This is a genomic window from Rhodococcus sp. PvR099, from assembly GCF_017833315.1.
In the GTDB taxonomy this organism is placed as follows: domain Bacteria; phylum Actinomycetota; class Actinomycetes; order Mycobacteriales; family Mycobacteriaceae; genus Rhodococcus_G; species Rhodococcus_G oryzae.
The window spans coordinates 2,102,287-2,129,194 of the sequence record NZ_JAFIBV010000001.1; the positions used below are offsets into that span (position 1 = coordinate 2,102,287).

Sequence of the window (26,908 nt, forward strand, 5' to 3'; positions counted from 1 at the left end):
ACAGTGCGGACATGACATTCGAACCGCGATCGACGCTTCGAGTCGCCATCGGCGCGGGCGGCACCGGTGGACACATCTATCCCGGTCTTGCCGTCGCCGAGGCTCTGCGCGAAGACACCGACGTTCAGATCGACTTCTTCGGCGCCAAGGGCAGACTCGAAGAAACACTCGTGCCCGCGGCGGGCTACCGACTTCATACCGCCGAGGTCGACGGACTGACCGGCATGCGCGGCAGCGCGAGGGCGGCAACACGACTCGTACGAGCCAGCGCCCAGTGCGCGAGACAGATCCGTGAGCTCGGCATCGACGTCGTCTTCGGCACCGGCGGATATCCCAGCCTGCCGATCGTGCTGGCCGCCCGCCTCGCGGGCATACCGACGCTGATTCACGAATCCAACGCCGTGCCCGGACGGGCAAACCGCCTGAGCGCGCTCTTGTCGTCCCGGGTGGCGGTGGCATTCCCGGAGGCGGCGCGCGCCTTCACCCGCAATGAGGTTCGGGTGGTCGGCACACCGCTGATGCGCGAGATCGCGAGGCTCGACAAGTGGGCGATTCGCGATCAGGCACGCACCGTCTTCGGCGCGGCGCCGGCCCAGAAACTCGTCGTCGTGTGCGGCGGCAGCCTCGGATCTCGCCGGCTGACCGATACGGCGCTGTCGCTGGCGCGCGAGTGGCGCACCCGCGACGACGTCCGCCTGGTCGTGAAGGCGGGGCCCGAGCATTTCGCGACGGCGTCGGCCGCGGTCGAAGGCCTCGGCAACGTGCTGGTGCTGCCGTATCTGGACAGGATGGACCTGGTGTACGCCGGTGCCGACGTCTTCGTCGGACGGGCGGGCGCGATCACGGTCGCCGAGATATCCCACGTGGGCGTGCCCAGCGTCCTCGTGCCCTACCCGCACGCGATCAGTGACCATCAGCGACACAACGCGCAGGCCCTCGTGGCTCGCGGCGCCGCCAGGATGCTGGCGGACGGTGACCTGAGCCCGGCAACCCTGGCGCGATCAATCGACGACCTGGTCGGCGACGCCACTGGGCGCGCCACGGTCGAACACGCCACCCATCCGGGAATGAATGACTCCGCGCGAACGGTGGCGAACTGGATCCGGCAGCTCGGCGGTCACAAGTCCGCGGCACGCGACGTCGTCAACGCATGAACACATCAAACGCTGAGCACATCAAACGAAGGGGTGTACCCGTGAATGAATTCTGGTCCGGCAGAAGAGTCTTGGTCACCGGCGGAGAGGGCTTCATCGGCAGCAGCCTGGTCGAACAGTTGCTCACCCAGGGCGCTGAGGTACGGGTGCTGGCGCACTACAAGCCCTACGCGTCGGCCGGCTTCCTGTCGGAACACCTGGACGATATCGAGATGATCGCGGGAGATGTCCGCGACAGCGGACAGGTCCTCGATGCCGCCGAGGGTGTCGACACCATCTTCCACCTCGCGGCACTGATCGGAATCCCGTACAGCTACCAGGCTCCCCTGACCTATCTCGAGACGAATGTGCTGGGCACCCAGAACATCGTCGACGCCGCGCGCCGACGCGAGGTGCGACGGGTTGTCCAGACATCGACAAGCGAGGTGTACGGAACCGCGAGAGAAGTGCCCATTTCCGAGGCGCACCCGCTGCAACCGCAGTCGCCCTACTCGGCATCAAAGATCGCCGCGGACATGGTCGCGCTGTCGCATTTCCACTCGTTCGACACGCCGGTCTCTGTCTGCCGTCCGTTCAATACCTTCGGCCCACGACAATCGACGCGCGCCGTGATTCCCGCGATCCTGCACCAGTTGCACTCCGGCGCAGAGGAGATCGCCGTCGGCGCACTGACCCCGACCCGGGACTTCACCTATGTCGAGGACACCGCTCGCGGCTTCATGGCTATCGCCGAGTCCGAGCGGACATTGGGCCAGACGCTGAATCTCGGTACCGGCAAGGAGATTTCGATCCGCGACCTGATCGGTCTGCTCATCGAGATCTCGGGTTCCTCCGCATCGATCACCACGGAGGACTCACGCCAGCGCCCCGCGGGGAGCGAGGTCCATCGGCTGTTGTCGGACAACAGGCGGGTGCGGGAGCTGACGGACTGGGTCCCGCAGGTCTCCCTGCGCGACGGGCTCACCCGCACCTCCGAATGGGTCAGGTCTCATCCGATCGCCGACGCTCGCCGCTACCGCGTGTGAGGTGAGGTGAGCCGATCACGCACCCGAGGTAGCCGGGTTTGACGGCCGCGTTCCACGAGCTCCGGTGATATCCGTGTCGGCCTGTAAGGGCCGGTTCAAACTAGTCAGGCTGGGACGGAACAAGCGCCGATCCTGGCACAAGGGCGGCCTCGATCAGGTGTCGCTACGGTACGTACGCAGACCGTCTCAAGTGGGTTCGCCGGGCATGTCGGACGATCCATCCGCGATCGAAAACTGCCGCAGTCGTAACTTGTTCGGATCCCATTGCGGGGCTTCGGTCTCGGTGAGGGCGAGGGTCTGCATCCAGGCGGTCAACTCGACGGCGAGGCCGCCATCACTCCCCCGAACGCGGGGCGGGCACCGCGCCGACGCCTCCCGTTTCGGGGTGGTGTCGGGCGGTGCCCGGTGGTTTCGCCTTTAGGCGGCGAAGGTGAGTTGGTTGCGCCGGTTGTGTGCCGGCATGGGTTGTCGCCTGGGGTCGATCCAGGTGGGTGGGGTGAACCACGGATGGCTGTCGTCTTTGCTGATGTGGACGGTCCAGTCGCCGCGGTGGATGGTGGTGTGGTGGAAGCGGCAGAGCAGTACCAGGTTTGACAGGTTGGTGGGTCCGCCGTTGGACCAGTGGATTATGTGGTGGCCTTCGGTCCAGGCGGCGGGTCGTCCGCAGCCGGGGAAGGCGCAGCCGCAGTCACGGGCGTTCAGGGCGCGGCGGAGTCTGCGGGGGATCAGGCGGGTGGTGCGTCCGACGTCGATCGGGTTGCCGTCGGAGTCCATGGTGATGGGGGTGATGTCGGCGTCGCAGGAGATCTGGGCGGCGAGGTCGAGGGAGATCGGCCCCAACCAGGGCATCCAGGCGGGTCCGCGCCGGCGCCCCCGAAGGTGGCGGTGGCGGTCGCGTTCGTGATGGTGGTCGTCGGTGGTGGCGGCCAGGTCGTCGGCGTCGACGAAGACGTTGATGTGGGGTCGTTCGCCACCTTCGACGGGTGCCTGCCCGGAGTCCAGAAAGTTCCGGACGATGTGGGTGAGGGCGTCGGCTCGGCGTTGAGCGGGCGAGCGTTGGTCCTTGCCGGTTTGTCCGTCGCGGTTTTCGGCCCCGGGACGGGGCTTGGACAGGGCGGAGAGGGCGGTGAGGAGGGCTTCGCCGGAGGCGGCGTCGAGGTGTCCCTTGAGGTGGACGCGGCCGCCGAGCCCGGGCGAGGCGTAGAACTCGTTGAGTTCGGCGTTCTCCGAATCGGCTCTCTTCTTGTCCCCGTTGAGGATCTGATCGAGCGCCTTCGCGCGGCGGGCGAGGGTGGTGGAGTCTTCGGTGCGGGCGGCGTAGAGGAGGTACCGGGCGCAGGCCTCGGACCGTGTGACGTCGGGCCCGAAGATCACCGACTCGATGTCCGGCTCGTCAGCGGCCTCGGCGCCATCTCCGTCGGCGCGGTGCGCATCGCCTTCGCCATCGTCACCGTTCGGGCCGGCATCCCCGTCAGCTTCGGTTTGGGTGTCATCGGGTTCGCCGGAGCTCTCCCCAGCCTTCGCGGCAGCGTTCAGGCCTGCCGGGTCGTCTCCGTCCGGGACCTTCGCGAGGAGTTCGACGATCACGCGGACCTGGTCGTAGTCGGTCCTGCCTGCATCAAAGGAGGCGGCAACCTCCGGATGCTCCGCCAGCCCCCGCCCGAGCCGGACGATCTTGTTCGCCTGGCCCGGCGTCATGGTGGTCGCGCCCGCGAGCCAGTTGCCGGGCGATGAGGCCCCCGCCTGTTCGGCCACACAGCGCTGGTCGACCTGGTGCATGAGGCGCACCCGCAGCGCCTCGAGTTGCCGCATTCGCAGCGAGAGCGCGGGAATCAGCCGCAGAAGTTCGGCATCAGCGAGCTGCCATGCGGCCACATCCAGTGGCGCGATGAGCATCTCGTCCAGATCCATATTCGAAGCCTACTAGAACATACGTTCGAAAGATAGGAATCGGAGCAATCCATCGAAGATCGATCAAGGCACTACGATTTGTGATGTCCGATGCCGAAACGGAGGGGATGACATGACCCGTACCCGGATTGTCGCCGTACTGCTCGCCACCTCGGCCCTGACGTTGGCCGCGTGCGATTCCTCCGGCACCGAGGGCAACCCGACGGCCGCGCCCGTGCCGACCACCACCACGACCACGACCGCCAGCGAGGCGCCGCCGGTGGACACCACGGCCGCCGGTCCCCCGCCGCCCACCACAGCCCCGGACGATCCGAACACCTGCGCGGCCACCGAGCTGATGCTCACGGCCGGGCAGGTCGAGGGCGCGGCAGGGTCGACCATGATCCCGCTGGTGTTCACCAACATCGGCGGCCGCACCTGCCTGCTGGACGGCTTCCCCGGCGTCTCCTACGTGGCCGAGGAGCACGGCCCCGAGGTCGGCGCGCCGGCCACCCGGGCCGGCGCCGGCCAGGGCCCGGTGGAGCTGACCTCGAACGGCAAGGCGACCGCCCAGGTGCGAGCCATCCAGGTCGCGAACTACCCGCCCGAGCTGTGTGATCCGACCCCTGTCGCCGGGCTGCGGGTGTTCCCGCCGAACGCGTACGCGTCACTGTTCCTGCCGATGCCGGGGACCGGGTGCGCGAAGACCGCACCTGAGGTCACTCAGCTCGAGGTCACGGCGGTGGTCGCGGGCGGGTAGGCGCCCGCACGTTCGGAGTACGGCCGTTGCCCGCTGAGTCGGAAACATCCGACGACATCGGCGGGTTTCGGAGCATGATGGGTGGCATGTCGACCGCCGACCTCACCGAGCTCGTCGCCGCACTGCCCGACGGTTCGGTGCTCACCGATCCGGACCTGACCGAGGGGTATCGACAGGACTGGGCGGCGGACCCGAACGCGGGGCGCCCGCTGGCGGTGGTCCGCGCGACGTGCACCGAGGACGTGCAGGCGGTGATGCGGTGGGCGTCGGCGCACGGGGTGCCCGTGGTGCCGCGCGGCGCCGGGTCCGGGTTGTCCGGAGGTTCCACCGCGGTCAACGGCGGCCTCGTGCTCACCACCGAGCGGATGCGGGAGATCAGCGTCGACCCGGTCACCCGGATCGCGGTCGCACAGCCGGGCCTGTTCAACGCGGAGGTGAAGAAGGCCGCAGCCGAGCACGGGCTCTGGTATCCCCCGGACCCGTCCTCGTTCGAGATCTGTTCCATCGGCGGGAACGCCGCGACCAACGCGGGCGGCCTGTGCTGCGTGAAGTACGGCGTCACCACCGATTACGTCCTGGGCATGCAGGTGGTACTCGCCGACGGCACCGCGGTGCGCCTGGGCGGCCCGCGCCTCAAGGACGTCGCTGGGCTCTCGCTCACCAAGCTGTTCGTCGGCAGCGAGGGCACCCTCGGGATCATCACCGAACTGACGCTGCGGCTGATCCCCGCGCAGCCGCCCGCCTCGACCGTGGTGGCGTCGTTCGGTTCGGTGCAGGACGCGGCCGACGCGGTCCTCGCGATCACCAGGAACCTGCGGCCCGCGATGCTCGAGTTCATGGACCACGCCAGCATCAACGCGGTCGAGGACTCCGTGCACATGGGCCTGGACCGGAAGGCGCGGGCGCTGCTGCTCGCACAGTCCGACGCACCGGGCGCGGTTGCCGCGGAGGAGATCGCGGCGATGGTCGCGGCCTGCGAAAAGCACGGCGCCACTGAGGTGTTCGCCACCGACGACCCCGCCGAGGGCGAGGCGTTCACCGTGGCCCGGCGGTCGGTGTTCCCGGCCGTGCAGGCACTCGGCAGCCTGCTGCTCGAGGACGTCGGCGTACCAATGGATGCGCTGCCGCGGCTGATCACCGGCGTCGAGCAGATCGCCGAGGACTGCGACGTGCTGATCTGCGTGGTCGCGCATGCGGGCGACGGGAACACGCATCCGCTGATCGTGTTCGACCCCACCGACCCGGACGAGTCGGATCGGGCGCAGCGGGCGTTCGGCCTGGTGATGGACCTGGCGATCGCGTTGGGCGGCACAATCACCGGCGAGCACGGGGTGGGTCGACTCAAGCGCGACTGGCTACCGAGTCAGCTGGGCGAGGACGTGATGGAGCTGAACCGGCGGATAAAGACCGCGCTGGACCCGGACGGGATCCTGAATCCGGGCGCGATGCTCAAGTAGGTAGCAGGGTCAGAGAGGGGATCCCGCGCTGTTGATGCCGGCAGTGCCGCGGTCCTCCGAGGCGGAGTACATGGCCTCGATCTTCTCGAACGTCTGCTGCATCTCGAGGACCACAGTGATGTGGTCGTCGATTGCCTGAACCATTGAGTAGTCGCCCCCAGACGCCTTTTTCCCAAACTTGGCCGCCAGGTCGATGCCGGACTGAAGTGTCCCGAAACCATCAACCTTCGCCTGCTTACTCGCATCGAACTGAATTCGACGAAGCTGGTCGACGAATTCAGCACACCGCGCTGCGCAACGGCGCGCTACTCCCTGCTCCAGGGAGAGCCGACCCGCGCCGACCGCGGCACCCATCGCTGCCCACCCAGCTCCGGCAGACCCTTCAGCCACAATCAACTCCTGTTCAGGTGAGACGACTATTCAGGTACATACGACAAGAGGGCGCTTGCAGCTCGAGTAGCTGCCGCACACGGCTCTTCGACCAACGGATCTCTGCCGAGGTTGGACATCTGGATCAAGACGACCCCATTTCCAGATTCCACGGCAACGTCGCAGCTCCGCCGGTCAGTATCGGCAACCTCCCGATACGTCATACCGCGACGATCACCCACACTCACCTGGGTGAAATCCTCGTTGTTCTTGTTGTCGCGCACCTCGTCCATGGAACGTGTTGTCGCGAAAACACCCAGGAACTGAGGGCCCTCGTTCCAGCTGCAGATCTTCCACCCCGGCTGCTTCACGCCCGCAACGTCCGGCGATTCACTAGCAGGATCCATTCCCAATGACTGCAAAGCCTCGTCCGGAATGTCATCGCACGGACTGAACGCAGGCTCGCCCGCCCCAGCCCCGACCGCCTCGGCCTCCCCCGCGACAGTCTCCGAACCACACCCGGCCAGCATCAACGCACCACAAGCCGCGCCCAACGCAACGAGACCCCGTGTTCGTACCCGCATCCGACACTCCCCACTCCCGGCCGATCGATACCGGTCCACCCTAGATAGACGCACTAACGGGCCGATCCGTTCCGCGTTTCAGCGGTCAAGGGGCGCGCCCGCGCTATCGATGCCCGAGGAGTTGCGCTCCTCCGAGGAGGCGTACATGGTCGCGATCTTCTCGAACGTTTGCTGCATCTTTTGGACCTCCACGATGTGGTCGCCAATCGCCTGCTCGAGTGAATAGTCGCCGCCGACTGCCTTCTTCTCGAATTTCGTGGCGAGCGTGACGGCCGACTGGAGATGATCGCCGAAGCCGTCCATCTTCCCAAGAGCGCGCGCACCGCGCTTGATCTCGTCCAACTGGGCTACAAACTCACCGCAGCGCTGCGCACAGCGGCGTGCTACCTCCGGTTCGAGATAGAGGTGTCCTCCATCGATCGCGGACCCCATCGCACCCCAGCCCGAATCCTGCACTTCAGACATACTTCGTCCCCTCCGCTACTTCGGAATCTGCCCCAACAGCTCCCGTGTCGTCATCGTCGCGATGGCGCATGAATCTTCACCTACCGGTGCGCCACTGGCGTACGCGATCGACACAAGAACGGCTCCGCCGGCCGACTCCAGCGCAACATCGCAGTTTCGCCGATCATGGTCCGAGACCTCCCGGTAAGAGATCGCAGTCCTGTTGCCCAGTTCTAGCGGAATGAACTCCTCGTTGTTCTTGTTCGAACGAACGTCATCCAGCGTGTACGTGGTCGCGAACACAGTGAGGTCATGTTGAGACCCGCTCCAGCTGCAGACGTTCCATCCAGGCTGTTTGACGCCAAGCACGTCCCGCGATTCCGTCGCCGGATCCACTCCGACGGTCGTCAGCGCTTCATCTGGAATGTCATCGCACGGACTGAACACAGGCTCCCCGGCACCAGCCCCGACCGCCTCGGCCTCCCCCGCAACACTCTCCGAACCACACCCGACCAGCACCAACGCTCCACACACCAGCCCGAACCCGGCCAGACCCCGCAAATGCAACCGCACCCGACACTCCCCACTCCCGGCCGATCGATACCGGTCCACCCTAGATAGACGCAGCGACCCACCCATCGGTTCCACCGTGCGGCCGGATCGAGATGTCCCCGCTCCGCTTGCCTCCCGGACATCGTCGGACCCTCGCGATAGGTTTGCTGATGTCAGGGGTTCCACGACACGCGACAGGGGGAACGATGACCGAGAGTTTCGACGACAGGATCGAGCAGGCCTGGGCCGACTTCCAGTTGGTCCTCGCCGACCATGTCGCTGCCATGGTCGACGACGACCTCCTCGCGTTGGAGCTGGGTGAGGAGTCCTCGGTGGAGGGCTTCGTTCCGTGTGTGCAGTTCCTGGCGTGGGGCGGCGACCAGGTGCGATGCGAGGTCCCGTCCAACGCGTACCTCGATCCCCGGCACCGGCTGTCCCCCGCGGACGAGGCGCGGCTGGTCGAGTTGGGCTGGCATCGCCCGACCCGCGCGCCCGAGGACGAGCCGGACGCCGGATCGCCGGCGTTCTTCGTCGACAAGGCCGCGAACTGGGCCGATCAGCTCGCCGCGATGGCGATCACCGTGTTCCGGGAGACCTGGAGCGTGCCGCACCCGAGCTTCCTGCGGACCGAGGCGGTCGGGACGCTGGAGGCGCTCGAGTTCGAGCCGGATCTGCAAGACGAGGAGGCGTTCGCGCTGGATCTCGGCGCCGCGGTGGTGCCGCGCGACGACGAGCACCTCTACGAGCTGGTCGGGCTGACCCTGACCCGCCTCTTCGACGAGCCGCCGGGCGACGACGGCCACAGCGACTTCATGCTCGCCCTCGGCCGGGTGGTCGGGTTCGTCGGGCCGCACCTCGACGGCGGCGAGGTGCAGGTGCGGGTGCCGCTGGTGCGCGAGGTCAGCGACCGGACCCGGGCCAGCGAGCTGATCGCCGACCTGAACCGCAGATGGCCGCACCTCAAGTTCACCCTGGCGACCGACCGCGTGGAGGCCTGGGCGGCGGTGCTCGCGAATCCGTATGTCCCGCAGCACCTCATCGACATGCTCGAGCAGCTGTTCTCGTTCGCGCAGACCGTGGACGACGAGTTCGCGGCGCGGTTCGGCGGGCGGCTGGAGGGCTTCCCGGAGCCCGACCCCGTGCCGATGGAGGTCGACCACGGGGAGCTCACCACCCCTCCCCCTGCGCCGGCCCCGAAGCCGCTTCGGCAGATGGAACTGTTCACCGACCCCGGCGAGCAGACCCTGTTCGACGAGCCGAGCTGACGGGCCCCACGCCCACCCGTACACCCTGAACCCGGATCGGATCATGCGCACCAAGAAGAAGTCGGACAACGTCGCGGCGCTGGTCAACCAGCTCTACAGAGAGCGCGAACGCGCGTGGGCCGCGGCGCTGGTCACCGCCCAGACGTTCCTCGACACCCTCGCCGACGACGTGCTCGAGGACCTCGACCGCGACCGGCTCAACGCCAAGACCGCCCGGATCAAGGATCGCGAGCGCACCGCGGACAAGGTCCGGCGCCGGGTCGCCGAGGGCCAGATGGCCCGGCCCACCACCACCGAGGACATCGCGGACGCCATCCACGACCTGGTCGGGATCAAGGTGCTGTGCAAGACGCCGCGGGACCTTTCCGCATTCACCGAGAAGCTGTACGAGGCCTGCACCTCGCCCGCCTGCTCGGTGCGCCTGGCCGTTCCGCCGCGGGACTACGTGGCCAATCCCAAGGACAGCGGCTACCGGGCCTATCACGCGGTCCTGATGATCAAGGTCGCCACCCACGAGGGCGACTTGGGCGTCAAGGTCGAGGTGCAGGTGAAGACGCTGCTGCAGGACGCGTGGGGCGAGCTGACCCACGAGGACATGTACAAGCCGGGTAAGGCACTCAAGCCCAACGAGTTTCACCAGGACGTGGCGCGGCAGATGGCCCAGCTGCTGGACAACGTGGACTCCATGGCCGACCTGCTCGCGGCCGAGCTCGACCGGCAGACGGCGCAGCTCGACGCCGACCCGGACGGCACGGCGCCGGAGGGTTCGGAGGAGCCGACGGTCTACGCGCGGGTCACCCGGACCGGCCCGCGTTACGCCCTCGCCGTCACCCTCGACGGCCGGCAAGGGCTGATCCCGGCGCGCTCGGTCCGCAGGCTCGTGGGCTCGAGCTCCCGGATCAACGTCAGCGACTACCTCGACGTCGGCGACATGGTCGACGTCCGGGTCGAGGAGACCGACACCGCGCTGTACTACCACCCGGTCGCGCTGAGCTGACTCAGCGGGGACGGTGCGGCACCCGCTGCGCGACCGACCCGTCCCGCTGGTGTCGTAGGCCAACCACTTCAAACCTGATCGGTCGGCGCGGTCCGGTTGCGATGTTGTGCGGGACCGACACGGGGGGCGGTCGGTGTCGGTCCCGCTCCGGCAGCGCCAGCTTGACCCGTGACAGGATGGTCGCCAGCACGATCGGCATCTCGTACTCCGCCAGTGCGGATCCGATGCACCGTCGATGTGCTCCGCCGAAGGGGGCGAACTCGAATGGGCTGTAGCGCCGCTCCTCGAAGCGTCCCGGATCGAACTGGTCGGGCCGTTCCCAGACGTCGGGGTGCGTGTGCAGGAGCGGCAGCGCGATACCGACCGTTCGACCCTTGGCTACCGGGACGCCGCACACGGTGAGCGGCCCGGTCAGTCGGCGCAGCACGATCGGCACCGGCGGGTTCAGCCGCAACGTTTCCTTGCACACAGCGTCCAGGTAGGGCAACCGGGCCAGTTCGTCGGGCGCCGCCGTCGGACCCACGTCCCGCAGCTCGGCAACCACCTGCTCCAGGATCGCGGGGTGCCGGTGCAGGTGGAACAACGCCCAGCACACCGAAGTCGCGGTGGTCTCGTGCCCGGCGACCAGCAAGGTGCGGAGTTCCTCGCGCAGCTCGGCGTCGTCGATCCGCGATCCGTCGTCATAGGTCGCGGCGAGCAACATGCTCAGAATGTCGACCCGGTCGTTCTCGGGGCTCGCGCGCCGGTGCTCGATGTCCTCGGTCAGCAACGCATCGAATCTCTCGCGCGCGCGGACGAATCGATCCCAGGGCGCGCGTCCGAACACGCCGCGGCGTAGCGGTGGAACGAACATCAGTGGGACGGTGTAGGCGGCGAGGAAACCGGCGACCACCCGGATGTACTCGGCGGGGCGATCAGTGCCGGAGAGTCCGAACACTGCCTCCAGGATCACGCGCAGGGTGATGGCCCGCAGGGCGGACCGCGAGTCGACGGTGCGTCCCGGAATCCAATTGCCGATCTCATCGAGCGTCGAGTCGCGGATGATCTCGCCGTACGCCCGCATCCGCGGCCCGTGGAACGGTGGTGTCAGCAATTTCCGTTCCCGGCGGTGCCGCTCTCCGGAAATCAAGATCAGCGACGCATCCCCGACCAGCGGCGCGATCGGATTCGGCGTGGGGGGTTCGACCAAATTGACAGGCGCACGAAAGATGTCGCGGGCACCCATGGGATGCCCGGTGAAGAGGATCGGCGGGAAGCCGGGAAACCGCACCTCGAACGGGTCACCGTCGCGGTCGCGCCGCCACCGGAAGTAGCGATCGGGATCGGTTCCGGCGGTGAGCGCGCGAACCGCACCGAGCCCGGCCGCACTCAACCGCGCAGCGCGCGGAAGCATCATCGACACGATCGGGCTCACATCGTCCGAAGTGCCCGCAGCACCGCGCGGCCGGCGGCGGGGTCGCCGACCGTGATGCGGGCGCTGCCGTCGGGGTAGGACTTGGCCACTATGCCAGCGCGCTGCAGCGCGTCCGCGGTACGCGGCCCGCTCAGGTAAAGGAAGTTGGCGTGACTGGACGGCACCCGAAGTCCATGCTGCTGCAGCCGGTTCCGCAACCGTTCGCGTTCGGCGATGATCCGGGCGACCCGGGCCTGCAATTCGTCCTCGGCCGCATAGGATGCGGTCACCGCCGCCACCGCCGCGCAGCTCATTCCGAACGGCAATTGTCGGCGTCGCACGCGCGCCACCAGGTCGTCGGCTCCGAACGCGTAGCCGATGCGCAACCCGGCCAGCCCGAACGCCTTCGAAAATGTCCGCAGCACCAACACATTGGGGTGACGGCGGATGATGTCGTGCACGTCGAGCGCATCGGTGACGACGAACTCGACGTAGGCCTCGTCGAGGATCACCACCACCCGCTGGGGAATCGAGGACAGGAACATCTCCAGGTCGGCTGCGGAGACCAGGGTGCCGGTGGGGTTGTGCGGTCGGCACAGCACCACCAGCCCGGTGCGATCGTCGACCGCCTCGCTCATCGCATGTAGTTCTTGGCGACCACAGTGGTCGAGCGGCACGGTCACCGCGCGCATGCCGATCATGTCGGCCATGATCGGGTAGCCATCGAACGTGGGTGTCGCGAACACCATGGATTCGCCGTCGCGGATCGCGGTCTGCATGATCTGCATCGCCACTCCGGTGGCGCCCGATCCGACGACGACCTGGCTCGGCTGCACGCCGATCCGCTGCGCGATGATCTGCGGCAGTCGTTGCGGTAGAAACTCCGGGTACCGATTCGCCTGGGCCATCTGTTCGTGGAGCGCTGCCAGCACCGATGGCAACGGCGGGAACGGGTTTTCGCTCAGCCCGAGCTCGAAGTGGCGCGCCGGCCGGGTCCGGCCGCCCGCCACCGACAGCGTCGGCATCTTCGCGACGTCGCCGGTCATGTCGTCGGTCCCGCTCCCCAGCGGACGGCCGCGGCACCGGCGAAGTCGCCTGCGTGGGCGAATGCGGCCATCAACACCAGTGACCCGTTGCCGATGCGCCCGTCGCGGTTGGCGGTGTCCAGTGTCACCGGAATGCCTGCGCCGAACAGGTTTCCGCATTCGTCGAAGGTGTCCGGATGCTGCTCGGGGGTCAGCTGCATGGCCTCGCGCCAGTTCCGCAGGAACAGCCGGTTGGGTTGGTTGGTGACGAGGGTGTCGACCTCGGTGGACTGCACTCCGATCCGGTCGCAGACTGCGAGCGCGACCTCCGGCACCAGTCGGTTGCCGCGGGCGAACACCTTGGTGATCTTGGACTCGGTGAACCCCACGCAGACCTGCCCGCGCCCCGGCTCCCAGTACTTGCGATCGGAGACCGGAACTGCCTCGAAGGTCATGTCGCCGCCGAACTCCGGATGGGTGCGGCATTCGATGCCCAGGATCGGCGCGTCGTTGGATTTGGTCAGCAGGCCGACCCCGCAGCCGTCGCCGGGGACCGGGGCGTGCGCCAGCCCGCGGATCGCGGTCTGGGTGAAGACCTGTCCCGCACAGTTCTGGGTCGCGGCGATCAACGCCGTTGTGGCATCGGTGCTCTGCAGGATGGTCCGGGCCAGCGCCATCATCTGCACGAACGACGCGCAGCCGCTGTTGTGCACGTCGATCACCCAGTCCGGTCGCAGCCCCAACCGGCGGGCCACCTCCGGGCCGCTTCCCAGGACGGGATTGTCGGGCAGCTGGGTGTGGGTGAGCAGCACATCCACGCTGGAGATCGCGTCCGCGCCGTGCCTGTCGATCAGCGGCGCCACCGCGCGCTCCACCATGTCGACCGCCGTCTCGTCACGGGCCACGTGGTGCCGATATCTCGGTGAGCGGAACATGACGTTCTTCGCCATCCGGTCCGAGCGGGAGAACTGGGTGAAATAGTCGGTGGGAACACGATTTTCCGGCAGGTAACTGGCGACGTCGACCAGGCTGACCGCAGGCAGGGGCGCTGTCATAGGTGCGTGCACTGTCGTGCTCACTTCATCCACTCCGGCTTGATCGGTAGTCCGTGGGCGGCGCGGTACTCGCAGATGGCCTTGAGGTTGTCCATCTCCAACTGATGCCCGGCGGAGAACATGTCCCAGAAGTCGCCGACCCACACCGGGCGGTCCGCCGGCGCCGTCTCCGGGTAGGGGTTCTCGTCGTAGAACGGGTGGTGGCAGTTGTTCCACAGCACCACCGATCCCGGCGCGTTCAGCACCGCCTCCGCGTCGACCACCCGCATCAGATAGATCATCCACAGGTGCTGGCCCTGATCCCACGCGCAGTGGTAGTCCACCGTCATCGCGCCGGAATCGGTGACGGTGCGCACGAAGCATTTCGTCTGGTCGCCGAGTCTGTCCTGGGAGACCCACAGCCCGGTCTCGTCGGCTTCGGTGAACCCGCGGAGGCTGTAGGTCCACTCCTCCAGGCACCGGGTGTCCGCAAGATACTCGTACACCTGCCGCGGCGGCGCCGCGATGTAGGCGTTGACCGGGCAGAACTGGCCGAACACCTGCTCGTGCGGGTACACCGACCGCAGCATGTCCATGATGATCGGTGTGGTGGCATCCCTGTCGGAATTCTCGATCCGCAGGACACCCGGGATTTCGTCCTCGGTGATGTCGCTGAGAGCGGGAAGGCCTGTCGGGGCGGGAATATTGACGGTCACGAGTTCTCCTTTGATCAGGGGTGGGTCAGGAACGGCAGGAACGGCGGTATCTCGTCCGGATCGCAATCCACCGAAACGAACGACGGACCCTCGGTGTTGGCGCTGCGGGCCAGCGCGTCGGTCAGGTCGCCGACGCTTCGCGCGGCGAATGCCGACAGTGTCGGGAACATCGCCGCGATACCCTCGCCGAGCAGGGACGGCCGGAATCGGTTGAAGCTGTAGCGATTTCGATAGAACAGTTGCTCGCGGGTCACGCACATGGCGTGCGCATTGTTGTTGAAAATGATGAACGTCACCGGCAGGTTGTGCTCGATCGCGGTGTGGATCTCCAGGCCGTGCATGAAGAACGCGCCGTCGCCGGCGATCACGAATGTCCTTCTGTTCCGGGTGAACGCCGAGCCGATCCCGGCGCCGAAGCTATAGCCCATGCCGCCCATCCCGAGGGCGACCACGAATCGCCCGCCGCGGGGCGCCGAAAGATGATGCACGACGGACGCGCCCGTATTCCCGGCGTCCGCGAATACGTCCGACCCGGACGGCAGCATCGCGCCGATCGCCTCCACTGCCTCGCGGTAGCGAAGTCCCGGCCCCGAGGAGTCGGGCACCTCAAGCGTCGTCAGGGCCTGCGGGGCTGCTGGTTCCGGTTCGCCGTCGGGGTGGAACACGGCCGCGAGATCGGCCAGCGTCGAACCGAGGTTCATGCCGACCGCGTGTGTCGTGGGCAGATAGGGTGGTTCGGCGCCGATGCTGGCCACAGGCACTGCGGCCAGCGCCCCGTCGAGGCCGGCCCGCGCGGTCATCGGCATCCGGGTCCCCACCAGCAGACACAATGCCGATTGCCGTACGGCGTCAACGAGTTCGGCGTGGCCCATCGTGCCCGCGACACCGCAGAATCCGCGTTCGTCGGGGGTGTAGCAATCCTTCGCATCCGGTGCTACCCCGACCGCCGCGTCCAATGCGACGGCAAGTGCGCGCAGCTGCGCGCGGGCGTCGTTGCGCGCTACCTGATCGCCGACGACGAGCACGATTTTTCCGGTGCTCCTGGCTGCGGCGATCATCTCGGTGACGCGGGCCAGCCCGATGCGATCGTGAACTACCCGGCGGGCGGGCGGGGTGAACCGGGGCACGGTCACGGTGGCTTGCTGAACATCTTTGGGTAACAACAGCACCACCGGCCCCCCGCGCCTGGCGGCGGATACCGCCCGCTGCAGATGCTCGGCGATGTCCTCGGGCCGCTCGACCCGCGCGCAGTAGCGGGAGATTTCGGAGAACAACCGCACCGCGTTGATCGACCCGGCCCGGCCGCTGGAATCCTGGAATGCGCCATTGCCCTCCGACGCCGTCGGTGGCTGACCGACGACGGCCAGCACCGGCACACGTGAGGTGAAGGATTCGGCCAGGCCGGCGACCAGGTTCATCGCGCCGCCGCCAGAGGTAGCGGCGACGACACCGAGTCCGCTCGTCGAGCGTGCGTACCCGTCGGCCATCGTGACCGCGGAGAACTCGTGTTTCGCCACCACTCCGGTCACGTCCACGTCGGCATCGAAGATGGCGTCGTAGAGGTCCTCGATGTTGGCGCCGTCCACCCCGAAGATGTGCCGAACTCCCAGCGCGGTCACGGAGTCGACAAGATAGTCGACGATCCGCCGCGGTGTGTTTCCGTGTCCTCGACCGTTCATGCCCATGCGGTGGTCCTCCCGAATGTTTCGGGCCCGTCCCTGGGCGACAGCCACACCTTGTTGCCGGGGTTACCCTCGAAAGCGCTGGGCCTGCCCAGAATCTTTGCCATTGCTAAGCTCCTTCGGGTTCCAGGGTCGCCCCAAACCATCAGCTCGACTACCCACCCCAAGGTGCAAATCTCTACCCCTCGACGCGAGCGTCACGGGTTGACACAGGACGAACCGACGCTTCGATAGCGTGAGGCCGCGGTCGTGCGCGACGTGTCCTACCCGGATTCGACCAACTCGACGGCACGTCCGAGCTCCGCTGCCGCCTCAGTGAAGGCCGGGTCGAAGAAGAGGAAGCTGAGCAGATCGCCTCGGTCTGCCGCCTCGCCCCCGATCAGCCGGGCCAGGGCCCACAACGACGGGTTCTGCGTGCCTCGCAGGCAGGCGAATTGTTCGCGGAAGATCCTGTCCGCGAGCGCGGCGATCTCGCCGGCCTGGTCCAGTGCAGGACCGGCGAAGATGAAACTGATCTGGCGAGCAATCTCCGGGCAGACGCGCGCATATTCGTTGCGGCGTTCGATCGCGCGCAGATCCTCGATCATGCGGTCGGCCAGCATGGCGCGCATGGAGAGCGCCGCGGCCCCGAACACGTCGGGCTTCCCGGTGTGAGTGGGCTGTTCGGATGGGAACCCGGTCGGCCAGGTCGGGGGATGCGTCGCGACTACACCCAACAGGTCGGCACCGAAATCGATCGCGGGCTTGAGGGGCGTGTTCAGGAGCAAACCGCCGTCGACGTACCAACCGGACCAGCCGTGCGAGTCCGGCACGTGCACCGGGCGGAAGAGCGCCGGCACGGCGGCGGAGGCGAGCACATGGTCGACGGTGAGCATCGTGTCCACGTACGTGATGTTGCGGCTCGCGTCGTAGAGCGGGAGGTCCACGGACGAGTTCCTCTCCACGAACACGACCGTCCCCCGCGTCGCCACGGACGTGGCGGTCACCGCGACGGCGCCGATCGTTCCCGCGGCGATGTTCTCGTGCAGCCTGTCCCACGGCAGCATTCGCTTCAGCGTGTCCCGCAGTGGGTCGGTGTCCAGCAGGCTGGGAAGACGTACCGGGATTCCGGCGATCTGAGCCAGGTAGCGCAGCCCGCTCCCGACGACGCTGTTCACCGGCTCGAAGACATCGTCCAGCCTGAACAATCCCCACCGACGAGCGAGTTCGTCCGCCGCCCTCACCACTCCGAGGTCGAAGAGGCCGCCGAGCCCGACCACGTTCAGGGCGCCGGCGCTGGTGCCTACCAGGATCGACGGCGGGGTGTTGTCCGCGGCCATCCGTTTCGCCAGCGTCGCCATGGCGCCTGCTTCGAACGCACCTCGTGCGCCCGCTCCCGCTACGACCAGCCCGATGCGTTCAGCCACGATCCGCCCCAATCGACGCACGCGTTTCGCCTCGCTGACTGACGGTACTCCCGCCGGCGCGACGACACGAGGACGGCGAACAGGAGTTCGGGCGGGCGCGCGACCTGCGCTGTCTCCCCCACCGACTACCGTCTAGCCATGCTCACGCCCGCCGATCGCGACCACACCATCACCACCCTGGTGCGGGCGGTCGGGCAGACCACCTACGACCGCGGGGTCCGCTACGCCCGCGGCGGCTCGGTGCTGGAGCTGGACTGGCTGGCCGCGGAGCGCCGGGCGGTCGGCCTGGTCGACGGGACCGAGCTGTACCGGACGTCGGCGGTGTTCAGCCTGCGCGCCGAGCGGCTCGAGTTCGCGCGCGGCGAGTGCAGCTGCCCGGTCCGGCTGAACTGCAAGCACTCGGTCGCGCTCACGGTCGCGCTCCTCGACCAGCCGGACACGCAGGCCGTCGCGGCGCCGCCGTCCTGGGAGGACGTGCTCGGCGCCGCGCTCGGCGGCGACGACCGGCGCGACGGCGGAACCGTCCCGCTGGCGGTGCAGCTGACGCTGACCCCCGGCCCCCGCTCCCAGTTCTGGCGTCTGTACGCGCGGCTGGCCCGGCCCGGCCGGGCCGGCTGGGTCAACGCGAACATGAACTGGGCGAACCTGCCGACCATGCACGAGGTGGACCCCCGGCACCGGGACCTGCTGAGCGAGCTGCACACGGTGCACCAGCTGGGCGGGCGCAGGCGCAGCGGCTACGGGTCCGCCGAGAAGGACCTCGACCTCACCACGATCACCAGCCGGCGGCTGTGGGCGCTGCTCGACGAGGCCGCCGGGGCCGGGATCGAGCTGCTCTACGGCAACAAGGAGCTGGGCGCCCTCCCCCACCCCGGCACCGCCGAGCTGTGCGTGGACATCGACGACACCGGCGGCGACCTCGTCGTCACCCCGACCGTGCGCACCGACGACTCCGACGGGCCCGCGGTGGTGCTCGGCTTCCTCGGCGAGGACGCGCACGGGGTGATCTACCTGCGCCCCGACGACCCGCAAGCCACCTCACCCGCGCAGTGGCCGTTCCGGATCGCCCGGCTGTCCGGCACGGCGACGCGCGCGATGCAGGAGCTGGCGATCGCCGGTGCCTCGATCACGGTGCCCGCGGCCGACGCGGACCGGTTCGCGACCTCCTACTACCCGCGGCTGAGCCGGGCCGCGAGCGTTCGCTCGGCCAACGGCTCGTTCACCGCCCCGACGATCGCGGGCCCGACGCTGCTGCTGGACGTCGCGTACCAGGCGGGGCACCGGGCCCGGCTGCACTGGCGGTTCCGCTACTCCGTCGGCGACACGGCCCACGAGGTGGAGCTGGCGCCGGGTTCCGACGAGTCGTTCCGCGACCCGGCCGGGGAGCGGGCGCTGCTTGCCGGGCTGGACCTGCCGCTCGAGCAGCACCGGCTGCTCGGTCCCGGCGGCGGGCTGCTGCCGCGGGTGAGCCTCGACGGGCTCGACACCGCGCGGCTGACCACCGAGCTGCTGCCGCTGCTGCGCGGGCGCGAGGACATCGAGGTCCGGGTCGAGGGCACCGCCGCCGACTACCGCGACGCCGGCGACACCCTGAGCATCGGGGTCGGCACCGACGCCACCGACAGCGGCGACTGGTTCGACCTGTCCATCACCGTCCGCGTCGAAGACGCCCCGGTACCGTTCCGGGACCTGTTCGCCGCGCTGACCGCGGGCCAGTCCCACCTGCTGCTGCCCGACGGCGCCTACCTCTCGCTGGACAAGCCGGAGCTGCAGCGACTGAAGGACCTGATCGCCGAGGCCGCCGGCCTGCACGAGCAGGACCCGAACGGGTTGCGGCTGAGCCGGTTCCAGGTCTCGCTGTGGGAGGAGTTCGCGGCGCTCGGGGTGGTCGAACGGCAGGCCGCCCGGTGGCGCGAGCAGGTGCAGGGGCTGCTGGACGTGGCGGCGTCGTCCACCCTCGACGCACCGGCCTCGCTGCGGGCGACGCTACGGCCGTACCAGCTCGACGGGTTCCGCTGGCTGAGCTTCCTCTGGTCGAACGGGCTCGGCGGCATCCTCGCCGACGACATGGGCCTCGGCAAGACGGTGCAGTCGCTGGCGCTCATCTGCCAGGCGCGGGAGGCGAACCCGTCCGATCCGCCGGTGCTGATCGTGGCGCCGACGTCGGTGGTCTCGAACTGGGCGTCGGAGGCGGCCCGGTTCGCCCCGCACCTGCGGGTGGTCGCGATGTCCGAGACGGCCGCGAAACGCGGTGCGCCGCTGATGGAGTCGATCGAGGGCGCGGACGTGGTGGTCACCTCGTACACCCTGGCCCGGCTCGACGACGAGGAGTACGCGGCGCACCGCTGGTCGATGCTGCTGCTCGACGAGGCGCAGTTCGTCAAGAACCACCGGTCCAAGGCGTACCTGACCATGCGCCGGATCGAGGCGCCGACGAAGATCGCGATCACCGGCACCCCGATGGAGAACAACCTGATGGAGCTGTGGTCGCTGCTGTCGATCACCGCGCCCGGGCTGTTCCCGAACCCGACCCGGTTCGCCGAGTACTACCGCACCCCGATCGAGAACGGCGGCGACGTCGAGCTGCTCGGCCGGCTGCGGCGGCGGATCAAGCCACTGATCCTGCGCCGCACCAAGGAACAGGTCGCCTCCGACCTGCCCGCGAAGCAGGAGCAGGTGCTCGAGGTGGAGCTGTCGCCGCGGCACCGCAAGCTCTACGACACCCACCTGCAGCGCGAGCGGCAGAAGATCCTCGGGCTGGTCGAGAACGTGGACGCCAACCGGTTCACCATCCTGCAGTCGCTGACGCTGCTGCGCCGGCTGAGCCTGGACGCGTCGCTGATCGACGACGCGCACGCCTCGATCGCGTCGGCGAAGATCGACGCCCTGCTCGAGCAGCTGGCGGACGTGATCGACGGCGGTCACCGGGCGCTGGTGTTCAGCCAGTTCACCGGGTTCCTGGACCGGGTGCGCACCCGGCTGGACGCCGAGGGCGTCGACTACGCCTACCTCGACGGTAGGACCCGGGACCGGGCGAAGGTGTTGGGCGAGTTCAAGAACGGCGAGGCGCCGGTGTTCCTGATCAGCCTCAAGGCGGGCGGGTTCGGGCTGAACCTGACCGAGGCCGACTACTGCTTCCTGCTGGACCCGTGGTGGAACCCGGCCAGCGAAGCGCAGGCCGTGGACCGCACCCACCGGATCGGGCAGACCCGGAACGTGATGGTGTACCGGCTGATCGCCAGGGACACCATCGAGGAGAAGGTGATGGCGCTGCAGGCCCGCAAGTCGGAGCTGTTCGCCAGCGTGGTGGACGAGGGCGGGGCGTTCAACGCGACGCTGTCCGCCGAGGACATCCGGGAACTGTTCGGGTAACGCTCAGTTCGCGATGCCCGCGGCGAACGCCAACGCCTCGACCACCCAGTCGTCGTAGTCCGTTGCGCTCCAGCCCCGTTCGTCGATGAGCAGGGCGTGGGTCTCGGGGCTCTGCAGCGCCAGCCCGACGTCGACGCAGCGATCCACGTCGAGCCCGTCGACCTTCTCGGCGAGCGCGGTCGTCAGGTGCCGCAGCACCGTCTCGTGGTGCTCGCAGGTGGTTGCCCACAGCTGCGCGACCTCGGGGTCCGCCCCCGCCGCCGCCCGCACCGCCAGCAGCACCGGGCCCACCCGGTCCAGGATCAGCCGCGCGCCGTGCACCTGGATCCGCAACTGCGCCATCGGGTCCGGCTCGGCGACGGCCTCGGCGACCCACGGCCGGTCCAGCGTCGCGATCGGCTCGTCGTCGCCTGCGATCGAAACGTCGAGCAGCGCGGCGAGCACGCTGCGCTTGTTGCCGAACACGAAGTAGACGGTCTGCACCGCGACGCCTGCCTCCGCGGCGATCGCCTTGATGGTGGTCGACGCGTAGCCGGTGGTGGTGAACAGAGTGCGCGCCGCGGTGAGGATCTTCCGCCGCGCCGGTGTCTTGTCGTCCTCGTTCGGTGTTGCCACGAACTGAAGTGTAGATCTAGAGTGACGCACTAGAGCATCACTCTAGTGAAATGAACGGGAGATCGACATGACCTCGGTACTGGTTCTGGGCGGATACGGCGCAGTGGGCGTGCACGTGGTCGAGAGGCTGCGCGCGGCGGGCATCGACGCCCTGGCCGCCGGCCGGGACGCATCGCGGGCGGACCGAGTGGTCGACCTGGCCGACCCCAGCTCGCTGGAGTCGGGGCTGGACGGGGTGTCGGCGGTGGTGAACTGCTCCGGGGCCGAGGACCCCGCGGTCGCGGCGGCGGTCGCCGGTCGCGGCATCCCGTTCGTCGACATCACCGCGACGTCCGAGTACGCGCGGGAGCTGGAGCGGGTGGACGGGCCGGTGCTGCTGGGCGTTGGGATCGCGCCCGGACTGAGCGGCCTGCTCGCGACCGAGGCGGCGCGCGCGGATGGGCCGGTGGACGTGCTGATCGGGCTCGGGGCCGGTGAGGCGCACGGGCCGGCCGCGACGGCGTGGACGTACGGGCTGCTGGGCAAGCGTTTCCCGGATCCGGACGGCTCCCGGGTGCGCAACTACACCCGGCCGACGCGGTTCGACCTCCCGGCCGAGGCGGGCTACCCGCGGTTCCCGGCGCTGCGCACGGACTTCGCGGACCAGCACCGGCTGACCGCGCAGCTCGGGGTTCCGGTCCGCAGCTACCTGCGGCTGGACTCCCGGCTCGCGACGTTGGGCCTGGCAGCGCTGACCTGGGCACCGAGGGTGGCGCCGCTGGCGCCGGCGGGCGGCATGCCCGGCGGCGACGGCTGGGTGATCGCCGCCCGCGGCGGCGACGGCAGGTCGTGGTGGGCCACCGGGCGCGGCCAGTCGCGGGCGACGGCGGCGGTCGCGGCGCTGGCGGTTCAGCGGGTGTTGAAGGACCCGATCGCGTCGCCGACGTGGCTGCACGAGACGGTGAGTTTGGACGAGCTTCGTCCGGCGCTGCCGGAGGCCGGAATAGCGCTCGGCGGCGCGTAGTTGATCCGGCTAGTACCCCGCATGGGTAACGTGCGAGAAATCTTCTGTCGAAAGGACCCGTCACCGTGGCGCACCGCATCGAGCACAAGCCGGCCGAGAACCGCTTCGAGATCCACGTCGACGACACCCTCGCCGGGCACGCCGACTACACCGTGATCGACGGCGTCCGGGACTTCGACCACACCGTCACCGATCCCGCCTTCCGCGGGCAGGGCCTAGCGGGCAAGCTGGTCGCGGCGGCACTGGACGCGACGCGGGCGGACGGCATCTCGATCGCGACGTCGTGCTCGTATGTGGAGAGGTTTGTTGAGCAGAATCCGGAGTACAAGGACCTGCTGGCGGCGTAGACCTGCGGTTCTAAAGCTGCGTTATCTCGAGCCCGAGGTTCAGGACGGCGACATCGGTCGCGAGGTCCCCATCCTGACTCGCGAGGGTCGTGACGGTCAGCTGGGTGAGGTACTGCCCCTCCTTCCCGTCCGTCACGACGTAGCGGGTCGTGGCAGCGAAATTCCACGGCTCGACCGCGTAGTGTCTCGGATGAACGCCGACGGGCGTCCGTGGAGTTCGACGGCGGATGTTCCAGGTCGTGCCATCCAGGCAGTCGCCGCGAATCGGCCAACGATGGTGGCGGGTGTATCCGAAGACCCTTCGCATTGCCTGAATCACGAAATGCTGACCACCGACCAGCCACAATTTGCCCGGCCCTCCGGCTGACCGCTACCGTCCATGCGGGGGGAACAATGACTGAATCAAGCTCTGAGAACAACGGCCTGTTCGTCGATGCCGACGGTGTGCAAGAGGCCGGGCGCTTCGCGTACAAGACCGCGCAGGACCTTCTGGTAGCACTGAGATCTGCTGGCTCCGAGGTGGACAGCCTGATGTCCGGAGGTTGGTCCGGTAATGCCGCCGCGGCTTACGGAGCTGGGTGGCGAGAGCTGTTCGACGGCGGCGTCCAAGTATTCGAATCCCTGAGCTCGATGGCCGAACTGCTAGGCGTGACCGCCGAGAACTACGCGAGGCAAGATACCGCCGCGGCCGGATCGATCAGCTCTTTGCGGCTTGACTGACGCGATGACGTCACGATTCACGGTCGACCTCGAACAGCTCGACCACGTGATTGCCCGCATCGCCGGACTGGTCGGCTTCGTCGAGGAGAACCTCGACGAGCTGGAGAATCGAGTCGCAGGCCTTCCCGCCAGTTGGACCGGCAAAGCCGCAACCGCCCATGCCGATGCACATCGGAAGTGGGAAGCCGGAGCGAAGGATCTGCGTGAAGGTCTCGACGCAATGAGGACGGCAGCGAGGCAGGCGCACGAGCAGTACACGGGCGCGGTTTCCGCAAACCTGCAGATGCTCGGGCGCGGAGGCGCCGAATGACACTGGTGGATGCCGACCCCGAAACCTATTACGCGGCGGGCACTCGGTGCAACGATGCCGCCGTCAGCCTGTACACCGCTTTCACGACGGCGGTGCAGTCACTACAACATTGCGGTGGAATGGCCGGCACGTTCGACTCCGGCCGCGAATGGGCGACATCGTATGACGAGCGCGCACAGCTGATCCTGGCCGGGCGCGACGACGCGGTGCGGGCGTTGGAGAACTACGGTGCCGTGTTACGGCAGGCCGGTCACAACCATGCCATGGCGGACCACAACGCCAATGTCGACGGCGGAGCACCTCCATCGCCGCCTCCTCTGCCATCCGTGCTGCCTGGCTGCACCCCCGCACTTCCACCGTCTGCGGGCGGTCCCGGAAACGGACTGGTCGACGGCGGCCTCGGGCTGGCGTCCGAGGTCGGAATCCCTGTCCCGGACGGTGATACCGAGAAGCTGAACGAAGCCTCCACGGTGTGGAGCACCCTTGCCAACAGCGCCGAAACCACCGACGCGGCTGCAGCGTTGCAGGCGACCATGGACCTGTTCGTCGACGTGACGTCCCCGGAAGTCGAGTTCATCTACGACGACCTCGAGGAACTTCAGTCCGCGGTCGAAGGCCTGCAAGATGCATGCCGCGAGATGGCGGAATCGTGCTCGGAGTACAAGGTAGGCGTCGAGGAACTACGCCAAAACCTCAGCAACCTCCTCGAGGATCTCGCAGTCGAGCTCGCAGTCACGGCCACCATCGCGGTCGCGGCCTCGTTTGTCAGTTTCGGTATCTCCGCAGCCGCGGGGGCCGCCAAATCTGCCCAGACGATCACCAAGTTCGGGCGTATCGTCCGCGACGCAGTCATCGCGTGGAAGGCTGCAAAGAATGTCGGGCGCGGCGTCAAAGCCGGCAACGACCTCAGGGGGCTCCGCCTCGTTCTCGAGCGAATCAAAACCCTCGGCAAGAAGATCATCGACAAGGCGAAACTGAAGCCGACGAAAAAGGACATCGGCGATCTCTTCCAGAACGGCAACAAACCGAAGGCCAGCGAGCTGGAGGACTACGCACGTTCGGAGGGATGGACCAAGATGCAAGCCGCCGATGGCCCCGCCAAGTACGTTGACGAGAACGGCGTCGTCCGCCTGACCATCAAGAAGGGCTCATCGCGCGCTCCTGGAAGCGAAGACCCGCACGTCGAACTCCGCGACCCGACAGGGCTGCGTATCGACCCCTTCGGCAACCCGGTGACACGCAAGAGCCTCGGTAACCACACTCCAATCGAATGGGACCTGCCATGACAAGCGATTACGCACAGCTCCCGGGGCTGTCGGGCGTGTATCTCGAGGACAGCTTCGTACTCGCCATTTCGGAGCTCCCACACACGTTGTCATTCAAGCTGGAGGCCGTCCTCACGCCGGAGCACCCCAGCTATCACGACCCGTTGCCCGGCGAACGGTACTGCTATGCCAATGCCGCACTGGTCTTCGACGACGTCACCGAGATCGAATGGATCAGGCGATCGACGAACAGATTCGTGGACGCCAGCGGCGAAGAAGACCTCGGCAACATCGACCGTTTGGTGAGCGACGACGGTTCCTATCTCGTCAACGGCGATTGGGGCGAGGTACGTGTGCGATGCGGGAGGACACCCAGGCTCGACCTCACGGACTAGCTCAAACCGGCCGTGCAGCGAGTCCAGACGGTCACCGTCGACCGGCTCACAACGGCGCGCTGAACGACGACCGCTGCGCCAATGCCTGGTCGACCACGCGCACCGCCACCTCCACCCGCTCCTCCAGCGAACCGGTGAGCAGCACCCACGAGCGCCCGGTCGCGGTGAGCGCGTCCTCGAACCAGCCCGTCATCTCGGCCCGGACATGCTCGCCGTCGCGAATGCCGTCCTGCACGAACGGAACTCCGACGTGGTCGGTGAGCAGGTACAACGCCCGCCGATCTGCGACGCCCTCCCATGCACGCCCGCCGCCCGGACCGAGGTACCGCCGCTCCCACACCGTGGTCGCGAAGGCGTCCGTGTCGCAGATCAGGACGGGCGATCCTGCCCGGGCTGCCGCCTCCTCCGTCCGGGCCTGCTCCCCGGCGATGCGCGCGAAGTCGTCACCGGTCCAGGTGAGCGCCTCCACCGGGGCGCCGGGTTGCACCGAGCGCAGCCTGGCCAGCTTGTCGTGGGTGGCCTGACGCCCGTACTCGGGCACCCACCCGGTCCGCGACCAGACCCCGCCGCGGTCCCGATAGCGCTGTGCCACCGCGCGACTGACCGTGGTGGTGCCTGTCGACTCGGCGCCGAGCACCACGATCCGGGTCGCCAGCCCGGCCCGCGCCGGCTCGTCGAGCCAGTCCCATCTGTCCGCGAGGCCCGCGCGGCAGTCGGTCCCGGAGATCGGATACTCGACGCGGTCGGGGTCGGCGCAGACATGGGTCGCCGTGAACCAGCGCGCGAGTTCGTCGCCGTACTTCTCGCTGGAGACGACGGCGTCGACGGGTGTCGCGTCGATCTGCCGCACCGCCGCCTTCATACAGGCGACCTGCGCCGCCCACACCGGCGTCGCCTCCAGGTCCAACGGTGCGTCGCAGGCGATCCCGGTGACAGTCACGTTCGCGTCGCCAGCGTGCGACCGCCGCATCCACGACACCCGCTCCGCCAGCGGGATCGACTCGGCGGCCGACGCCATCACCACGACACTCACCCGCGCGGCAACGCGCGCCGCCGACCGAACCAGGTGGTGGTGTCCGCGGTGCGGCGGGTAGAACTTCCCGATCACCAGCGCGTGCTCGTACATCG

27 protein-coding genes are annotated in these 26,908 nt (G+C 68.1%); 13 read left to right on the forward strand and 14 right to left on the reverse strand.

Going from position 1 to position 26,908, the window contains the following annotated elements:
- Positions 1 to 11: 11 nt before the first annotated feature.
- The gene (murG, locus tag JOE46_RS09575; protein ID WP_209927046.1) at positions 12 to 1,154 is read left to right on the forward strand and encodes an undecaprenyldiphospho-muramoylpentapeptide beta-N-acetylglucosaminyltransferase; all 1,143 of its coding nucleotides are present in this window, start codon (positions 12 to 14) and stop codon (positions 1,152 to 1,154) included.
- A 71-nt stretch (positions 1,155 to 1,225) separates the two neighbouring features.
- On the forward strand, positions 1,226 to 2,179 hold the full coding sequence (locus JOE46_RS09580) for a GDP-mannose 4,6-dehydratase (protein WP_209927047.1): 954 nt from the start codon (positions 1,226 to 1,228) through the stop codon (positions 2,177 to 2,179).
- A 417-nt stretch (positions 2,180 to 2,596) separates the two neighbouring features.
- On the opposite strand, the gene JOE46_RS09585 is transcribed toward JOE46_RS09580, so the two are convergent.
- Positions 2,597 to 4,090, reverse strand: a complete 1,494-nt coding sequence (locus tag JOE46_RS09585) for an HNH endonuclease signature motif containing protein (RefSeq protein WP_209927048.1) — start codon at positions 4,088 to 4,090, stop codon at positions 2,597 to 2,599.
- Positions 4,091 to 4,202: 112 nt separating this feature from the next.
- Between JOE46_RS09585 and JOE46_RS09590 the strand changes: the two genes are divergently transcribed.
- On the forward strand, positions 4,203 to 4,829 hold the full coding sequence (locus tag JOE46_RS09590) for a DUF4232 domain-containing protein (protein WP_209927050.1): 627 nt from the start codon (positions 4,203 to 4,205) through the stop codon (positions 4,827 to 4,829).
- 86 nt (positions 4,830 to 4,915) lie between these two features.
- Positions 4,916 to 6,286 (forward strand): FAD-binding oxidoreductase, encoded by a 1,371-nt coding sequence (locus JOE46_RS09595; RefSeq protein ID WP_209927052.1) that lies wholly within the window; start codon positions 4,916 to 4,918, stop codon positions 6,284 to 6,286.
- Between the two features lie 9 nt (positions 6,287 to 6,295).
- Here the strand turns inward: JOE46_RS09595 and JOE46_RS09600 are convergent, their stop codons facing one another.
- From JOE46_RS09600 to JOE46_RS09615, 4 genes are all read right to left on the reverse strand, one after another.
- The gene (locus JOE46_RS09600) at positions 6,296 to 6,640 is read right to left on the reverse strand and encodes a hypothetical protein (protein WP_209927053.1); all 345 of its coding nucleotides are present in this window, start codon (positions 6,638 to 6,640) and stop codon (positions 6,296 to 6,298) included.
- A 62-nt stretch (positions 6,641 to 6,702) separates the two neighbouring features.
- Positions 6,703 to 7,239, reverse strand: coding sequence for a DUF3558 domain-containing protein (locus JOE46_RS09605; RefSeq protein WP_209927055.1), 537 nt, complete (start codon positions 7,237 to 7,239; stop codon positions 6,703 to 6,705).
- Between the two features lie 78 nt (positions 7,240 to 7,317).
- Positions 7,318 to 7,704 carry a hypothetical protein gene (locus JOE46_RS09610; protein ID WP_209927056.1) on the reverse strand — a complete coding sequence of 129 codons (387 nt, stop codon included), beginning with the start codon at positions 7,702 to 7,704 and terminating at the stop codon, positions 7,318 to 7,320.
- A gap of 15 nt (positions 7,705 to 7,719) precedes the next feature.
- Positions 7,720 to 8,256: a DUF3558 domain-containing protein gene (locus tag JOE46_RS09615; RefSeq protein WP_307861267.1), complete on the reverse strand. Its 537-nt coding sequence runs from the start codon at positions 8,254 to 8,256 to the stop codon at positions 7,720 to 7,722.
- 185 nt (positions 8,257 to 8,441) lie between these two features.
- Between JOE46_RS09615 and JOE46_RS09620 the strand changes: the two genes are divergently transcribed.
- On the forward strand, positions 8,442 to 9,500 hold the full coding sequence (locus tag JOE46_RS09620; RefSeq protein WP_209927059.1) for a hypothetical protein: 1,059 nt from the start codon (positions 8,442 to 8,444) through the stop codon (positions 9,498 to 9,500).
- Between the two features lie 43 nt (positions 9,501 to 9,543).
- A complete protein-coding gene (locus JOE46_RS09625; RefSeq protein ID WP_209927061.1) occupies positions 9,544 to 10,497 on the forward strand; it encodes a S1 RNA-binding domain-containing protein in 954 nt (317 codons plus the stop codon).
- A gap of 1 nt (position 10,498) precedes the next feature.
- Here JOE46_RS09625 and JOE46_RS09630 read toward each other — a convergent pair whose 3' ends face one another.
- From JOE46_RS09630 to JOE46_RS09655, 6 genes are all read right to left on the reverse strand, one after another.
- Positions 10,499 to 11,890 carry a cytochrome P450 gene (locus tag JOE46_RS09630; protein WP_245221002.1) on the reverse strand — a complete coding sequence of 464 codons (1,392 nt, stop codon included), beginning with the start codon at positions 11,888 to 11,890 and terminating at the stop codon, positions 10,499 to 10,501.
- Positions 11,891 to 11,907: 17 nt separating this feature from the next.
- Complete coding sequence (locus JOE46_RS09635; protein WP_209929026.1) at positions 11,908 to 12,915, reverse strand: histidinol-phosphate transaminase; 1,008 nt, start codon at positions 12,913 to 12,915, stop codon at positions 11,908 to 11,910.
- A gap of 17 nt (positions 12,916 to 12,932) precedes the next feature.
- Positions 12,933 to 13,970 (reverse strand): 3-oxoacyl-ACP synthase III family protein, encoded by a 1,038-nt coding sequence (locus JOE46_RS09640; RefSeq protein ID WP_245221003.1) that lies wholly within the window; start codon positions 13,968 to 13,970, stop codon positions 12,933 to 12,935.
- 20 nt (positions 13,971 to 13,990) lie between these two features.
- The gene (locus tag JOE46_RS09645; protein ID WP_307861268.1) at positions 13,991 to 14,665 is read right to left on the reverse strand and encodes an SRPBCC family protein; all 675 of its coding nucleotides are present in this window, start codon (positions 14,663 to 14,665) and stop codon (positions 13,991 to 13,993) included.
- Between the two features lie 14 nt (positions 14,666 to 14,679).
- Entirely contained in the window at positions 14,680 to 16,350 is a 1,671-nt protein-coding gene (locus tag JOE46_RS09650) for a thiamine pyrophosphate-binding protein (protein ID WP_209927064.1), read from the reverse strand.
- A 260-nt stretch (positions 16,351 to 16,610) separates the two neighbouring features.
- Positions 16,611 to 17,753, reverse strand: coding sequence for a patatin-like phospholipase family protein (locus JOE46_RS09655; protein ID WP_209927065.1), 1,143 nt, complete (start codon positions 17,751 to 17,753; stop codon positions 16,611 to 16,613).
- A 138-nt stretch (positions 17,754 to 17,891) separates the two neighbouring features.
- On the opposite strand from JOE46_RS09655, the gene JOE46_RS09660 reads away from it, so the two are divergent.
- Positions 17,892 to 21,125 (forward strand): DEAD/DEAH box helicase, encoded by a 3,234-nt coding sequence (locus JOE46_RS09660; protein WP_209927066.1) that lies wholly within the window; start codon positions 17,892 to 17,894, stop codon positions 21,123 to 21,125.
- Positions 21,126 to 21,128: 3 nt separating this feature from the next.
- Here JOE46_RS09660 and JOE46_RS09665 read toward each other — a convergent pair whose 3' ends face one another.
- Positions 21,129 to 21,740 (reverse strand): TetR/AcrR family transcriptional regulator, encoded by a 612-nt coding sequence (locus JOE46_RS09665; protein ID WP_209927067.1) that lies wholly within the window; start codon positions 21,738 to 21,740, stop codon positions 21,129 to 21,131.
- 67 nt (positions 21,741 to 21,807) lie between these two features.
- Here JOE46_RS09665 and JOE46_RS09670 point away from each other — a divergent pair, with 67 nt between their 5' ends.
- Positions 21,808 to 22,743 (forward strand): NAD-dependent epimerase/dehydratase family protein, encoded by a 936-nt coding sequence (locus JOE46_RS09670; RefSeq protein ID WP_209927068.1) that lies wholly within the window; start codon positions 21,808 to 21,810, stop codon positions 22,741 to 22,743.
- Positions 22,744 to 22,808: 65 nt separating this feature from the next.
- Complete coding sequence (locus JOE46_RS09675) at positions 22,809 to 23,090, forward strand: GNAT family N-acetyltransferase (RefSeq protein ID WP_209927069.1); 282 nt, start codon at positions 22,809 to 22,811, stop codon at positions 23,088 to 23,090.
- Positions 23,091 to 23,100: 10 nt separating this feature from the next.
- On the opposite strand, the gene JOE46_RS26385 is transcribed toward JOE46_RS09675, so the two are convergent.
- Positions 23,101 to 23,397 (reverse strand): LpqN/LpqT family lipoprotein, encoded by a 297-nt coding sequence (locus JOE46_RS26385; RefSeq protein WP_245221585.1) that lies wholly within the window; start codon positions 23,395 to 23,397, stop codon positions 23,101 to 23,103.
- Positions 23,398 to 23,483: 86 nt separating this feature from the next.
- On the opposite strand from JOE46_RS26385, the gene JOE46_RS09685 reads away from it, so the two are divergent.
- From JOE46_RS09685 to JOE46_RS09700, 4 genes are read left to right on the forward strand one after another with little or no spacing between them, the layout of a single operon-like run.
- The gene (locus tag JOE46_RS09685; RefSeq protein ID WP_209927072.1) at positions 23,484 to 23,810 is read left to right on the forward strand and encodes a WXG100 family type VII secretion target; all 327 of its coding nucleotides are present in this window, start codon (positions 23,484 to 23,486) and stop codon (positions 23,808 to 23,810) included.
- The gene (locus JOE46_RS09690) at positions 23,803 to 24,120 is read left to right on the forward strand and encodes a WXG100 family type VII secretion target (protein WP_245221004.1); all 318 of its coding nucleotides are present in this window, start codon (positions 23,803 to 23,805) and stop codon (positions 24,118 to 24,120) included. The genes JOE46_RS09685 and JOE46_RS09690 overlap by 8 nt, the downstream gene beginning before the upstream one ends.
- The gene (locus JOE46_RS26390; protein WP_245221005.1) at positions 24,117 to 25,406 is read left to right on the forward strand and encodes a hypothetical protein; all 1,290 of its coding nucleotides are present in this window, start codon (positions 24,117 to 24,119) and stop codon (positions 25,404 to 25,406) included. The genes JOE46_RS09690 and JOE46_RS26390 overlap by 4 nt, the downstream gene beginning before the upstream one ends.
- Entirely contained in the window at positions 25,403 to 25,780 is a 378-nt protein-coding gene (locus JOE46_RS09700; RefSeq protein WP_209927073.1) for a hypothetical protein, read from the forward strand. Before JOE46_RS26390 ends, JOE46_RS09700 begins: the two co-directional genes overlap by 4 nt.
- A 46-nt stretch (positions 25,781 to 25,826) precedes the next feature.
- On the opposite strand, the gene JOE46_RS09705 is transcribed toward JOE46_RS09700, so the two are convergent.
- Entirely contained in the window at positions 25,827 to 26,906 is a 1,080-nt protein-coding gene (locus JOE46_RS09705; RefSeq protein ID WP_209927074.1) for an AAA family ATPase, read from the reverse strand.
- Positions 26,907 to 26,908 lie beyond the last annotated feature (2 nt).